Source organism: Virgibacillus phasianinus (genome assembly GCF_002216775.1).
Taxonomy (GTDB): domain Bacteria; phylum Bacillota; class Bacilli; order Bacillales; family Amphibacillaceae; genus Virgibacillus_F; species Virgibacillus_F phasianinus.
The window spans coordinates 2,651,100-2,665,378 of the sequence record NZ_CP022315.1; the positions used below are offsets into that span (position 1 = coordinate 2,651,100).

The window sequence follows — 14,279 nt, forward strand, 5'->3', positions numbered from 1 at the left end:
TGCAGTTTAGCGGGCAGTCATACCCAAATTACTGTAGTTTTGTAATATAGGTTATCTATTTTCATTATGTGTGTCTGTGTTTTGTATACTTTAATGCACTTTGTAATACCTTATAGTTCTTTTCAGTTATGTCTTTTTTTCGTGGAATAGTTGGAACAATATTCTTATCGTCCTGCCATGTAGCAGGTAATGAAACTGGTGACTCCATTTGCCATTTGCTGAGCCAATCTTCCGGAATGTCTCCAAGTTTGTGTTTACCAGTAGTCATTACATTCCAAATTTGTGCCCACGCACGAGGAACGACGCGCCAAGAATCATAACCGCCACCTCCAAGCGCAATCCATTTTCCGTTGCAATAGGTATGTGAGAGCTCGTGCGCAAGTGCTGGTATTTTCTCATAAATCGCCATCGTTGCGCATAAATGTGTTAAGGGGTCATAGCAATGTGCATCAGCACCATTCTGGGTAATGATAATATCAGGTTGGAAGTATTCCGCAATCTCTTTAAATGCTGCTTCATAGACCTGTAAAAAAGAATCGTCTTCCGTAAAAGCGTCAATTGGCAGGTTGAATGCATATCCATGACCATCTTTGATACCACGCTCATTTATGTTACCAGTTCCGGGAAATAAGTATCGCCCCGTTTCATGAATGGAAAGCGTACACACATTCGGATCCTCATAAAAGGCCCATTGTACACCGTCGCCATGATGGGCATCTGTATCCACATAGAGTACTTTCAGATTGTACTTTTCCCGAATGTACTTAATGGCAACCGCTGCATCGTTATAAATACAAAATCCTGCCGCTCTTCTTTTAAACCCATGATGTAATCCACCACCAAGATTTAATGCATGACTAACTTTTCCTGAAAGTACAGCATCAACAGCCGTTAATGTCCCGCCAACCAAATAACTTGAAGCATCATGCATGTTTTGAAAAATAGGTGTATCTTCCGTACCTATTCCATATTCCAATCCTCCATCATCCTGTAATAATCCTTCACCAGCTTTTTTAATGGCCTGTATATATGCCCTGTCATGAAATAATGCCAATTCGTCTTCTGTTGCCTTTTTAGGCGCAATAATCTGACTTTCGTCCAATGTGTTAGCCGCTGCCAGCAGTTCCTTTGCAAGAACTACGCGCTTTTGGTTAAAAGGATGATCAGCATTGAAATGATAGCCTAACATGGCATCTGAAAAAACGAACGACGCGTCACATTTCATGATTTTGGCCCCGTCATGTTATTTGGCCACATTAATTCATAGCCACATTCACGCAGATCATTAATAACAGGCATCGGATTCATGGTTTGAATACGAAAGACAAGGATTTTATAGTTAGGATCGTTTTTGAATGGATAAACCAAGACAGATGTAATATTTGTTTTTCGCTTGCCAAAGACTGAAGCAACCTCGGGCAAAATTCCTGGTTTATGCGGAACCTTCACTTCAATGTGCGAGCTCTGCACATTGGTTCCGGTCAGATGAATAAGCGTGTAAAGCATATCTTTTTCAGTGACCATACCGACTAATTTATAATCGCGAACGACAGGGACACACGCGAACTCCTCATCATAAAAAATACTTGCTACCTCTTCAACAAAATCCAATGGATGTACAGTGACAACTGGATGACTCATAATACTTTTCAGTTCATTTTGAAGAACTTTTTCAGCAGAATCTTTTTGCAAAATAGATGGACTTGCATCTCGAACGTCCCGATCCGAAACAATTCCGATAACGTGCAGCTGATCATCTACAATAGGAATGTGTCTTATTCTGTTTTCATGTAACACGGTAAGTGCTTCAGCAATTGTTGCATCAGGTGTTAAAGTGATGACATCTGGATTCATAATTTCTTCAACCAGCACCTATAATCCCTCCCTCATAGACCGGTATTGGTGACGCTGCAAAAATTTTAATTTATCAAATTGATGAATGGACTCGTCAGGAACATTTTCCCCGATTTTAACCATTAGACAATTGGCGGGATGGGAAATGATTTCTGGATCATCAGTTGGTGCTGGAATAAGCCCGCCGGCAGCCATCATTTTTTCCATGACTTTTCGGTAATCCCAAATTCCAAGGTTTGTACCATCAAGATCCCAGTGCCAATAATATTCAGTTGATATGATAATATAGTTTTCCATAAATTTATCCATCATGGAAACTTTCAACAGACCTGAAGCGACTTTTGAGCCGCGAAATTTGGGTATAACTTCAATGGCTCCAAGCTCAATCAGGTTTTCCATTTCAAATTTTGACCACCGTTCCAATGGATCAGGATGTAAATAGGTAACATAGCCGATAATTGTGTTTTCGGTGCGTGCAATAATGATTCGCCCTTCTGGAAAGTCTGCGATGTTTAATAGAGCCTTAAATTGTTTATCCGCGATACGAAATGCGGTCAATTGCTCATGAAACTCGTATTTTTCCAACTCGGATGAGGATAGTGGGCCTTCGATTGTAATTTGTCCGTGTATCGTTTCATGTGTAAGTGATTGAAAAGATTTCACATGTTTCATATTTTCACCACCTGCTCCTGAAAAATAAGTGTAGGTATTTTCATGCTATTTCCATTATACAGGATAAACCTGTGTATTTTTAGTAATATACAGAAAAATTAGGGTTGGAGCCACTGATAGTAAAAAAACTAGCCTGCATTGAATTTCTGCAGGCTAGTTAAATCAATTATTCTTTTTTTTATCCGGTGGATCCTGAGCTGGTGGTTCAACCGGTGGTTTAGTCTTCCCATTACCATCTTTAGGTGGTTTGTCACCATCTTCTGGTTTACCCGGCTTATCCGGCTTATCCGGTTTCTCAGGTTCATCCGGTTTGTCGGATTTTGCCGGTTTATCGGATTTCGGATCTTTGGCTTTCTGTTCAGTTTTTGAGAAACTTCCCACCTTGACTGTCTCAGAAACCTTTGATTCCATTCCAAAATAATCTACTGCCTTTACAACATAAACCGCATTTCCCCCACCAACTTCATAACTAGTAGAGGTAGTATTGCCGACAAGTGAAAAGGAAGCACCCGGTTTTGAAGCTCGATAGATTCGATAACCGACCACATCTTTACTGCTTGAATCACTCCATGATAACGTACTGCCTGATTTTGTCACATTCGCTGGTGCTGCTGGTGCTTTTCCATCATCTGCAATTGTGGAGCCAATATCACCACTTGGGACACCAATCTTTTCCCAGCTTGCCCGATTCTTTGCAGGGAACAGCTTTGTCAGGTCGTCTAATCGGTCGTAATTATTTTTCTGCAGGAATTCAGGGTTAAAGGTTAATCCATCACCATTCACGAATTCCTTAGGTGTTTTAGGTCCTGCAACAACGGCTTTACCATCTACCATTACAAACGAACCAGTGATTAAACTGTCATCCGTTTTGGAAGGTACATATTTCGCATTAAACAGATCAGTGTAGACGAGTCCGGCTTTACTGCATAAGTCTGATGGAAGTTTTCCAGATATCGCACAATAGCTTTTGTCAACAATACCATCCGGCCGTTCAAAGTTCTTTTCCGGAGCCATCAATTCTGGGTTGATTTCGGTGGCCTTGTTAACTAACTTTGCCCACAATTTCATGTTTCGCTCGTTGTATGGCGCACAACTACTACACTCATTGATTGGATATGGTGTCTCATATCCAATCCAGGTTCCCATCGTTATATTTGGGTTAGTCCCAATAAACCAGTAATCTTTCCATGCCTCAGAAGTACCGGACTTTCCAGCCCAATCAACAGATGATACAGTATTTAATTGGGACTGTAGATAAGTACCAGTTCCATAATCAATTACATCACGTAATATATCCAGTGTCAGATAGGATGTTTGTGGTGAAAATACCTCAACAGGTTCAGATTTATGTTCGTAAATAACTTCACCGTCATTAGTTGTGATTTTATCGATCATATAGGCGTCAACAAATTTACCACCATTGGCAAACGTGTTATAGGCATTTATATTTTCTTCAATGGTTACACCTCTTGTAGTAGCACCGATACCAAGTACAAGATTGCTGTATTCCTTATCCCCGATAGTAGTTATCCCCATTTTTTCCAAGTACTTTTGACCAATTCCTTTATTCATCAGTCTATTATACACTGCTAATGCGGGTACGTTATATGATTCTGCCAGTGCCTTCCTTGCAGAAACTAGACCGTGGAAGGTACCTGAATAGTTATCAGGTGAATATTTACCATAATACGTTCTTATATCTGCTAAAGGTGTCCCTGGTTGTATGATTCCATTTTCAAAGGCAGGGGCATAATCAAGTAATGGTTTCATTGTACTGCCATTCGAACGCTTTGCCCTAGTTGCATAATTAAACGTACTATCAGGTGAATAGCCGCGGCCACCGATAAAGCTAATAATTTTCCCGGTGGCGTTCTCAATGAGCATACCGGCAGTTTGAACAGGTTCGGTTACCTTTACTTCCTCACCAGTTTCTTCATCAACAACGGTATAGGTCCGATCAGGTCCATAATTATGGTAGTTTTTAACGATTTCCTGGAACGCTGCGTACGTTTTTTTGTCAATTGTTGTGTGGATCTGATAGCCATTTTTTCGTAGGGCGCGATCGGCGCGTATCCGGTATTCTTCCTTTAATTTCTCATCACTATTTATATCTTCTATCGTATACCCGTCTCCTTTGGCAAGCTGTTCGGAAAGAATGTTTACGGCTCGTCTTTCAGCTTCATACATTAGGTACGGATATTTATCCATAGGCGATTTTGATTCCAGGGTAAAATCAGCTACGATATCATATTCTAAGGCTTTGTCATATTCTTCTTTGGTAATATAATCAGCCTCATACATTCTTGCCAGCACCGTTTTCATCCGGTTAATACCAGGTTGAAGTGCCTCTTTGCTTTTCAACCCACCACTGTTTTTAAAGGGGGTATAATAGGTTGGACTTTGTGGAAGTCCAGCTAAAAAGGCTGCCTGTGGCAAATTTAAGTCTTTTGCATCAACATCGAACACACCCTGTGCGGCCGTTTGAATTCCTGCAATGTTTCTTCCCGATGCTTCCCTGCCATAAGGCACGATATTTAAATAGGCTTCTAAAATTTCATCTTTATCGAAGAAACGTTCTAAGCGCAAGGCAAGTAATATCTCTTTTGCTTTCCGTTCAAAGGAAACTTCATTTGTTAAAATTTGGTTCTTGATTAACTGCTGGGTCAAGGTACTGCCGCCTGTTTTTACAGCAGCATTGGTGGCTTCCTGAACAACTGCCCGTAAAATTGCTTTAGGCACAACACCCTCATGTTCCCTGAAGTTACGATCCTCTGTTGCGATAACTGCATTAATAAGCGTATCCGAGACATTTTCAAGTTTTACCTCTTCACGCATAATATCAGAGCGAATATCCCCGAAATATTTGTTTTCGGCAAAATACAAGGTTGACGTTTCCTCATAGTTATAAATATCCTTTTTCATGCTGTCATAACTTCGGACTGGTTCATCCTTGACCAGTGAGGCAAAATACCCTGCACCAACTCCGCCTGCAAAGAAAAAACCGATAACACCGATAATAATAAAGAATAATATAATATTCCATGTAATATCATATGTAATCCTTGAGGAACGCTGGATTTTCCCTTGTCCCCATAATGTTTTAAACTTTTCATACCATCTATGTAGTATTTTTTTTATATCGTCCATATTTAGACCTCCTAAATATTCACACCATATTATACCACACTAGTAATCTTACAAAAATAATAATCTTTTAAAATATAACCATTTATGTTAACTTAATATAATATAAGTTAACAAATAGAATAGGATACTATGAATGGAAATAAATCAAATCTGAGACATATTGTAATTTGTGCAATGTTTGCGGCAATAACAGCTGTTCTGGCTCAAATTGAAATTCCGCTGCCATTGGTTCCAATCAGTGGACAAACATTAGCGGTTGGTTTAACCGCAACGATTATCGGGAGTAAATTAGGTGCAATTGCAATGTTTTGTTTAAACATAAAAGAGCAGCATAAAAAGTTCTTACATACGTTTGCATTGCAATTTTTTATCGAATATGGTAAGAATAATAAATAAGTGCATATTTAATCGCAATAAAGGATCGAAGTAGTTTTGCAAATCCCTTTTTAGAGAACTGGCGGTTGGTGAAAGCCAGTATATATTTGCAGGCGAATTACAATCTGGAGCTTTTTTCTAGTAAATGAAAACGGTGAAATCACATCGTTAACAAACCCGAAAGTGGCATTTCTATGCAACAAGGGTGGTACCGCGAATAAACTCTCGTCCCTTTTACCAGAAAGGGGGGAGTTTTTTATTTTTGGCTGTTTTTGACACGAAATTTATAAAACACGTTGGAGGGCAGAAAACAGCCTTGTTTTTTGTAAAATATAACAGGAGTGTGAAGGAAATGGCGATATTACAGGATTTAGAAAAGCGTGGTTTGATCCATCAAATTACAGATAAAGAAGGATTGGAAAAACAATTAGTTGAAAACCAGGTAACTTTATACTGTGGATTTGATCCAACAGCTGATAGTTTACATATTGGTCATTTATTACCAGTATATATGTTGAAGCGATTTCAAAAGGAAGGACATCGCCCGATTGCCTTAATTGGCGGTGGAACTGGGATGATTGGTGATCCGAGTGGGCGCTCATCGGAACGTTCCTTAAATGAAGACAGTGTTGTAAAAGGGTTTAGCGAAAAGATTAAAAAACAATTAGCTAATCTGTTGAACTTTGACAATGGTGAAAATGCAGCAGTGGCGAGAAACAATCATGATTGGTTGGCAAGTATGACAGTAATTGATTTTCTGCGTGATGCAGGGAAACATTTTGGTATTAATTACATGCTTGCAAAGGAATCGGTTTCAGCAAGAATCGAGCAGGGGATTTCTTTTACTGAGTTCAGCTACATGATTTTGCAATCTCTTGATTTCCTAAAACTTTACGAACAGGAAAATTGTACATTGCAAATTGGCGGAAGTGACCAGTGGGGTAATATTACCGCTGGAATGGAATTAATCCGTCGCTCACGTGAAGATATGGATGAGGATGTAAACGTATTTGGTTTGACTGTACCACTAATTACAAAAGCTGATGGCACGAAGTTTGGTAAAACAGCAGGTGGGGCGATTTGGTTAGATCCGGAAAAAACAACTCCATACGAATTTTATCAATTTTGGTTTAATACAGACGATCGGGACGTAATTAAATTTATTCAATACTTCACATTTTTGAACCAGGATGAAGTCGATGGATTAGCTAAATCGGTAGCGGAGAAACCGGAAGAACGACTAGCGCAAAAACGGTTAGCAGAAGAGGTTACAAAAGTTGTTCATGGTCAGGTGGCTGTTGAGCAAGCGCAGAAAATCTCTGCATCATTATTTAGTGGAGATGTAAAGTCACTTACTGGACAGGAAATCGAACAAGGCTTTAAGGATGTGCCTACACATCATATGGCAAAAGCGGATATTGGCTTAATTGACTTGCTCGTGGAAACAAAGATTTCTTCTTCTAAACGGCAGGCTAGGGAAGATATTAGTAACGGGGCGATCTATGTTAATGGAGAACGTAATCAGGATCTGCACTTTACACTAACTAGTAAAGACCGGATTGAGGATACCTTTACAATTATTCGACGAGGAAAGAAAAAATACTTTTTACTTCGTTTTCAATAATAAGAAAAGTTCAGGGCGCCCTGTTTAGGAGCGGACGCATAAGCAAAGGACCGACCGTAGAACGCTTAAGTTTGGCGTTCGTAGTGTCCATTGCTTATGACGGCAGCTTCTGGGCGCTGGAGCTAGAGATATTTTCATTATAAAACTTCATAAGCATATATTCTATATTGTGTTATAATAAATAAAAAATAAGAGGAGTTGAACTGAACCAATGGATTTTCTTAAATTTCGTTATTATTTCGAGGTATTAGCTATTTCTTTGGGAATGACACTCTTTTTTATTATTCCCATGCAGATCGTACAGTACGGAGAGCCGCGTGTTCTTACGATTGGTTTTGGGATGATTCTTTGGTATACCATTATTATTCGGAACGAAACATTTCATGAATTAATTGATAAATGGTTCAAGTAGCCGTATTATCCCCTGATACATAAAAAAACCCTGAAAACTGTCAAAACAGCTTTCAGGGTTTTTATTTCTTAACGAGAGTAGTACTCAACGATAAGTGCTTCGTTAATTTCAGCAGGAAGTTCTGTGCGTTCTGGGTAACGAGCATAGCTTCCTTCCATTTTATCTTCATCAAATGTAAGATAATCTGGAACAAAGTTATTTACTTCAATTGCTTCTTTAACGATATCAAGTTTTTGTGATTTTTCACGTAGTCCAAATACTTGACCTGGTTTTAGACGGTACGATGGGATATCAACGCGGCCGCCATCTACAGTAACATGGCCATGATTTACAAGCTGACGAGCTTGTCTGCGTGTGCGTGCAAGACCTGCACGATATACAAGGTTATCTAAACGTGATTCAAGCAGAATCATGAAGTTTTCACCATGAATACCTTTTTGTTTACCAGCTTGATCAAACAAATTACGGAATTGACGTTCATTCAATCCATACATGAAGCGTAATTTTTGCTTCTCTTGTTGTTGCAAGCCGTATTCAGAGATTTTCTTTCTTTGGTTCGGTCCATGTTGACCAGGAGCGTAAGGGCGTTTATCTAGTTCCTTACCAGTTCCAGTTAATGAAATGCCAAGACGACGTGATTTTTTCCATACTGATCCAGTATAACGTGACATAAGGACATTTCCTCCTTCATTATTTTATTTGCATAAAATAAGCGACCATGACCTGTCCGCCTGCTCATTTTGTTTTCATGTACCATCGCTCCAGCAGCAGAGAGTTACACGATACACCTCAACCTCTGAGGAACAAAATGATAACATTCGTCGGTTCACAAAGGCTACCTTTTTATTTTACACAAAGAATAGTATATAAGTTTCATGTATAAAAGTCAATAATTTTATTAGTAATCCTAAGGGAAATGATTATTCGCTCAATAAAGGCTAGAAATTAAAATTTTACCGGCTAATAAATAGGAATAAATCACTATTTACTGTATAATGATTATATAAAATTCAAAAATCTTTCTCGAAAATGAAAATTAATTTGATAATAGGTGATACATATGATGGATCAAAATCAAATTAAAGATACAATAAGGAATTGTTTCTATGAGTTACTATCAACTATATCATCCTTTTCTTATATTCAGTTATTGGAAAAGGTTTCTTTGCAGATTCAAGAGATTTTAGCGGTCGATTTTACGGCAATCTATTCTTATAATAATTGGAAACAAACCTTTGAACGGTTTACGGGTGAGGAACATAACGAACTACCGAAGCAGATAGGTGCAAGGGTAATTAAAAAGAATTATTACAGTCATAGTAACATTGATTTGCATGACTTAGATAGTGGCAAATTACAAACGAAAATTATTCCGTTACAAATGAAAATTGAACCGGAAGCTTTTTTACTGATAGCAAATCAACTAAATGACGATAAACCTAGAACAGAGGTAATAGAAATTATTAAATTGGAATTGGAAAATCTCTTAAACATTGTTAATACGTTTAAGGTTAGCAGGGAAAATGAAAAACAGAAAACGTTTCTGTCCGATTTAACAACCAATTTATATTCAATCATTTCAAGGGAAAATGTACTGACTGAAATAGCAAAAGCAATGGATAAATTATATCCCTTCTGCGATTATCATATATTACTGGCCCGAGAGTTTAAGGAGGAAACAACATTACCAATTGACATTCTGGAGTACAGTGATGATGCAACGAAAAGAATCTGCACCCAGACTTATTTAACGGAGAAGGTGCAATTAGAAGATCGTATCAAGGAAGGAAAGACCTATCTATATGTACCATTAAAGGGTAAACAAGCTATTTACGGTATTTTGCGGATTATTACGTCAAATAAAATAGTTTTTCCGGAAAAGGAAATTGACTTTATAACAGAATTTGCCAGCGTATCCGGGAAGGCAATTGAAAGTGCTCTGCTCTATCAGAATTCTAAACATTTAGTTGAGGACCTTAAACTTATCAATGAAACTACTCATGCACTAAATTCTAATTTAAATATTGTTGAAATCACGTCTATCGTTTGTAAAAAGATTATCGAGGCTTGTGCCGCAACCGTAGTCGGTTTTATTTACTCGGCTAAGACAAAGCATCACATGAAAGAGGTACTGCCAAAGAGTACAAATTATTTCTTTACAAATGAAGGGGAAAAGCATGCCGATTATATTTTTGATCGAGTTATGGATAAACAGGAGCCCCTTTTTAGTGGTGACTTTACAAAAGAGGTAAAAGACTTCCCATATTCTTCGGTGATGGCCATTCCAATGTTGCATGGTGGGGAAATTCATGGTGTAATTGTAATCATACATGAACAGCAGTATGCATTTACCATCGGAAACTTGAATCTAATGCAGTCTCTTGTCCAGCATTTTACGTTAGCCATGGCTAATTCAATGTTAAATGAAAAATTAAAAACTGCTGCGGTAACCGATTATCTGACAAAATTGTATTCCCGCAACCACCTGGAGGAAAAAATTGAACACCACTTTGCAGCGGATGAAATGGGTTCATTGATTGTTATAGATATTGATGACTTTAAAGGAATCAACGATACCTTTGGCCATTATGTTGGGGACGAGGTCATTGTTCAGATTGCATCCATCATCCTGGCGCACACAGGTAAAAATGACATTCCCGCCCGCTGGGGTGGTGAGGAATTTGCCATCTATTTATCGAATGCAACAGTTGATGAAGGTGTTCAAATTGCCACCCAAATAAGAAAACAGGCGGAAAACTTTACAGATCCTAAAGTAACATTGTCCTGTGGTGTTGCAACATGGGATACTAATAAAAGGGCGGATGTAAAAGATTTATTTATTCGTGCTGACAAAGCGTTATATTCTGCTAAAAAATTCGGAAAAAATTGTGTAGTAAAGGAAATAGAGGACAATAGTGATTTGAAATTAGTAAAAAATAAATGAATGCTTTCCAAAACCATTAGTTGTTTTGGAAAGCATTCTATTAGTGTAAAAATGATTGTACAATTGCTGCGAACTTTTCAATATATTCTTTATCAGTCTCATCGAATCGGTTAGTACTTGGGCTGTCAATATCCAGGACGCCATATACTTCATCATTTACAATTAACGGGACAACAATCTCTGACTGGCTGGCACTGTCACAGGCAATATGTCCTGGAAATGCATTTACATCAGCAACCAACTGTGTCCTCCGTTCTTTGACAGCAGTTCCACACACACCTTTGCCGTTTGGAATCCGAATACAGGCTGGCAGTCCTTGGAACGGACCAAGAACAAGTTCATTATCCTTATAAATATAAAATCCTACCCAGTTCACTTTTTGTAAGAATTGATTTAATAATGCTGAAGCATTTGATAAATTGGCAATGTGATCAGGTTCTCCCTCAAGCAGCGCCTTTGCCTGCTGCAACACTAATTCATAGTCCTTTATTCGATCGCCGGAATAATTACTTACTTGAAACATATACATTTTCCTTTCAATTGATAAATTTCGACCGTCACATGCATTAATTGTCGAGAAGAAATTGCAGGAATACAGCTCACTCTGTCGTAAAATAACTATAAGGAGTTGAATTTCGATGAAAAATAATCCAACCAAGCAAAAAGTGATAAATGCTGCTTCATCATTATTTTTTCAAAAAGGCTTCCATGGAACTTCCGTTAGGGACATTGCCGATAAGGCCTCCGTAAATGTGTCACTAATCAGCTATTATTTTAAAGGAAAACAAGGATTATTAGAACATGCTGTGACCAATTACTATGAAACATATCTGACCAAGATGGAAGAAGCTCTAAGCAAAGCGGAAATGGAAACGCCCATCGTTAAACTGAAACTATTGATAGATGCAATTATACAATATAAACAAAATAATCATCAATTTTCTTGTTTTATTCACAGAGAACTTTCAATTGACTCCATTTTTGTTCGAGAAATGGCTGTAACATATTTGGCCAAGGAAAACTACTTTATTAGCAACACATTTACTGAAAGTCTGCCTAAGTGCAATAAAAGCAACATGGAACAACAGTTTTTACTTATGCAACTTAAAGGAATGCTGATTACCCCGTATGTACTGCAAAATGAATGGAAAAATCAGGTTGTCGGCAAAACATCACATGATTTATTCGCGCAAAATTACACAAAAGTTATTCATAAATGGATCGATTTTATTACTTCGGAAACAGCACAATATGCGAATCATTAAAAAATATGTAAAATCGGCAATTTATTTGTAATTTTTTAGCCAAAAATGCTATTTACATGGTATCATTAGAATAATAATTATAAAATTACCATTTAAAAATAGTAAATACGGTTGATACCTGTTCAAGGAATGAACATCCTCTTATACAGGGAAGAGTTAGGAGGCTTCAAATGGCATATATCATCGGAATCGTTCTCGTTATAATTGCCTTAATCATTGTAGGACTAATTTTACGGAAAAGGATATATGATGTGGTTGACCAGCAAGAAAGCTGGAAAATGGATATAATGAATCGAAATATTGCATCTCAAATCTCACGGATTAAAAATTTAAATTTATCAGGGGAAACACAGGAGAAATTCGAGTCTTGGAAGGAACACTGGGAATACATAGTAACAAAACAACTTCCCAATATTGAGGAACATTTATTTGACGCCGAAGAAGCTGCTGATCGTTACCGCTTTGCATTGGCAAAAAAAACGCTGCGGAAAGTTGAAACAACCTTACAGCAAATCGAAAAAGACATTGAAAAAATGCTGGAAGAGCTCGAAGAATTAATCAGTTCAGAAGAAAAGAGCAGAAAAGAAATTGCAGAAATCGAACCTGAAGTGAAAGGGCTTCGAAAAAAATTATCACAAACCCGTTATTTGTACGGCAAAGCTGAAGCCCGATTTGATGTGGAACTTGATGAATTGGAAGAAGACCTGGATAAGTACCATGATTTAACAAACTCCGGAAATTACCTTGAGGCACAGCAGCTTGTTGAGGGGATCAAAGTACAGATTGAACAATTGCAGGTTGAAATGGATGAATTCCCCGAATTGTACAAGGCATGTAAAGATGTGCTTCCATCCCAGCTGGATGATTTAATCTCAGGAATCAAGGATATGAAGGAAGACGGTTATCGGATTGAACACCTTGGCCTTGAAAAAGAAATTCGGGATTATCAACAGCGCCTATTCGACTGTGTCATCGCTGTTGAAAAAGGGGAAGTTACTGTCGTTAAGGATACGATTACGGAAGTTGATGAGCGAATTAAGGACATGTATCAATTGTTAGAGAATGAGGCAATAGCTAAGAGTTACATAGAAACCAAGATTCCGGCTTATCGGCAAAAGCTTAATGCGCTTGATTTAACTTTTCACAATACGAAAGCAGAGGTAGAGTCACTGCGTCAGGCCTATTACTTTGAAAACAGTGACATGGAAAAATATTTAACACTTGAGAAAACCATTGCAAATCTTAAGAAACAGCTGGATGAGCTTACCAGTGAAGAAAATGACCAGGCTATTTCCCATTTGCAAATACGCGAGAAATTGGATGATAGTTTGGAACAGTTGGAATCACTGACACTGCAGCATGAAGAGTTTATTAAATTTATTAATAACCTCAGAAAAGATGAACTAGAGGCAAAAGAAAAATTACAGGAAATGAAAGACAAAGTATATAATACTATTCGGAAATTGAAGAAAAGTAATATTCCTGGTGTACCAAGCTTCATTTGGAGTTTACTTGAAACAACGAGCCAAAAAAATGAGCAGGTTCTAAACGCATTAGAAGCAAAGCCGCTTGACATGACAGTGGTTCAGCATGCATTAGTAGAAGCAGATAAAAGCGTGGAACATGTAATTGAGCAGACAGATTTCATATTGGAACAGGCTTATTTAACAGAACAGGTTATCCAATACGCCAACAGATACCGCAGCAGATACCCATTATTAGCTGCAAAGCTAGCTGAAGCCGAACGGTTGTTTAGGTCCTATGAGTATGAATTATCACTTGAACATGCTGCAAAAGCGATTGAGGAAATTGAACCTGGAGCGTTGAAGCGAATTGAAGAGCGACAACAGGTTTTAGTTAAGTAGAGATGAAACAATGTCTCCTATTAAGGGAAAGTATGTTGACAAGGAACAGATTATGTATAAAAATAAAGGCTGTCTTATGAACCTGGGTTACATTCCAGTTCCATAAGTCAGCCTTCATTTA

Annotated in this window: 11 protein-coding genes, 1 pseudogene and 1 other annotated feature; of the genes and pseudogenes, 6 read left to right on the forward strand and 6 right to left on the reverse strand. The window is 38.0% G+C overall.

Going from position 1 to position 14,279, the window contains the following annotated elements; translation table 11 throughout:
- Positions 1 to 64 precede the first annotated feature (64 nt).
- From CFK37_RS12660 to CFK37_RS12675, 4 genes are all read right to left on the reverse strand, one after another.
- Positions 65 to 1,225 (reverse strand): acetoin utilization protein AcuC, encoded by a 1,161-nt coding sequence (locus CFK37_RS12660; RefSeq protein WP_089062193.1) that lies wholly within the window; start codon positions 1,223 to 1,225, stop codon positions 65 to 67.
- On the reverse strand, positions 1,222 to 1,872 hold the full coding sequence (locus CFK37_RS12665; RefSeq protein ID WP_089062194.1) for an acetoin utilization AcuB family protein: 651 nt from the start codon (positions 1,870 to 1,872) through the stop codon (positions 1,222 to 1,224). Before CFK37_RS12665 ends, CFK37_RS12660 begins: the two co-directional genes overlap by 4 nt.
- Positions 1,873 to 2,526 (reverse strand): GNAT family N-acetyltransferase, encoded by a 654-nt coding sequence (locus tag CFK37_RS12670; RefSeq protein WP_089062195.1) that lies wholly within the window; start codon positions 2,524 to 2,526, stop codon positions 1,873 to 1,875. It lies immediately after the preceding gene.
- Between the two features lie 162 nt (positions 2,527 to 2,688).
- Entirely contained in the window at positions 2,689 to 5,673 is a 2,985-nt protein-coding gene (locus CFK37_RS12675) for a transglycosylase domain-containing protein (protein ID WP_089062196.1), read from the reverse strand.
- A gap of 129 nt (positions 5,674 to 5,802) precedes the next feature.
- Between CFK37_RS12675 and CFK37_RS12680 the strand changes: the two are divergent.
- The 3 genes and pseudogenes from CFK37_RS12680 to CFK37_RS12690 form a co-directional block, all read left to right on the forward strand.
- Positions 5,803 to 5,979, forward strand: a pseudogene (locus tag CFK37_RS12680) (biotin transporter BioY); the annotation flags it as partial.
- Between the two features lie 98 nt (positions 5,980 to 6,077).
- Positions 6,078 to 6,284, forward strand: a binding site (T-box leader).
- 116 nt (positions 6,285 to 6,400) lie between these two features.
- Complete coding sequence (gene tyrS, locus CFK37_RS12685) at positions 6,401 to 7,672, forward strand: tyrosine--tRNA ligase (protein WP_089063654.1); 1,272 nt, start codon at positions 6,401 to 6,403, stop codon at positions 7,670 to 7,672.
- Positions 7,673 to 7,883: 211 nt separating this feature from the next.
- Positions 7,884 to 8,084 (forward strand): hypothetical protein, encoded by a 201-nt coding sequence (locus tag CFK37_RS12690; protein WP_089062197.1) that lies wholly within the window; start codon positions 7,884 to 7,886, stop codon positions 8,082 to 8,084.
- A gap of 68 nt (positions 8,085 to 8,152) precedes the next feature.
- On the opposite strand, the gene rpsD is transcribed toward CFK37_RS12690, so the two are convergent.
- On the reverse strand, positions 8,153 to 8,755 hold the full coding sequence (gene rpsD / locus CFK37_RS12695) for a 30S ribosomal protein S4 (protein WP_089062198.1): 603 nt from the start codon (positions 8,753 to 8,755) through the stop codon (positions 8,153 to 8,155).
- A 389-nt stretch (positions 8,756 to 9,144) separates the two neighbouring features.
- On the opposite strand from rpsD, the gene CFK37_RS12700 reads away from it, so the two are divergent.
- A complete protein-coding gene (locus CFK37_RS12700; RefSeq protein WP_089062199.1) occupies positions 9,145 to 11,028 on the forward strand; it encodes a sensor domain-containing diguanylate cyclase in 1,884 nt (627 codons plus the stop codon).
- Positions 11,029 to 11,068: 40 nt separating this feature from the next.
- On the opposite strand, the gene CFK37_RS12705 is transcribed toward CFK37_RS12700, so the two are convergent.
- Entirely contained in the window at positions 11,069 to 11,551 is a 483-nt protein-coding gene (locus CFK37_RS12705; RefSeq protein WP_089062200.1) for a GAF domain-containing protein, read from the reverse strand.
- A gap of 115 nt (positions 11,552 to 11,666) precedes the next feature.
- Here CFK37_RS12705 and refZ point away from each other — a divergent pair, with 115 nt between their 5' ends.
- Together refZ and ezrA are read left to right on the forward strand one after the other, a co-directional pair.
- A complete protein-coding gene (refZ, locus tag CFK37_RS12710; protein ID WP_089062201.1) occupies positions 11,667 to 12,293 on the forward strand; it encodes a forespore capture DNA-binding protein RefZ in 627 nt (208 codons plus the stop codon).
- Between the two features lie 170 nt (positions 12,294 to 12,463).
- Entirely contained in the window at positions 12,464 to 14,158 is a 1,695-nt protein-coding gene (ezrA, locus tag CFK37_RS12715) for a septation ring formation regulator EzrA (RefSeq protein WP_089062202.1), read from the forward strand.
- Positions 14,159 to 14,279: the final 121 nt, after the last annotated feature.

Coding starts and splice junctions, on each gene's coding strand:
- CFK37_RS12660 (WP_089062193.1), bottom strand. CDS start 1,225: ATGAAATGTGACGCGTCGTTCGTTTTTTCAGATGCCATGTTAGGCTAT.
- CFK37_RS12670 (WP_089062195.1), bottom strand. CDS start 2,526: ATGAAACATGTGAAATCTTTTCAATCACTTACACATGAAACGATACAC.
- CFK37_RS12675 (WP_089062196.1), bottom strand. CDS start 5,673: ATGGACGATATAAAAAAAATACTACATAGATGGTATGAAAAGTTTAAA.
- tyrS (WP_089063654.1), top strand. CDS start 6,401: ATGGCGATATTACAGGATTTAGAAAAGCGTGGTTTGATCCATCAAATT.
- CFK37_RS12690 (WP_089062197.1), top strand. CDS start 7,884: ATGGATTTTCTTAAATTTCGTTATTATTTCGAGGTATTAGCTATTTCT.
- rpsD (WP_089062198.1), bottom strand. CDS start 8,755: ATGTCACGTTATACTGGATCAGTATGGAAAAAATCACGTCGTCTTGGC.
- CFK37_RS12700 (WP_089062199.1), top strand. CDS start 9,145: ATGATGGATCAAAATCAAATTAAAGATACAATAAGGAATTGTTTCTAT.
- CFK37_RS12705 (WP_089062200.1), bottom strand. CDS start 11,551: ATGTTTCAAGTAAGTAATTATTCCGGCGATCGAATAAAGGACTATGAA.
- refZ (WP_089062201.1), top strand. CDS start 11,667: ATGAAAAATAATCCAACCAAGCAAAAAGTGATAAATGCTGCTTCATCA.
- ezrA (WP_089062202.1), top strand. CDS start 12,464: ATGGCATATATCATCGGAATCGTTCTCGTTATAATTGCCTTAATCATT.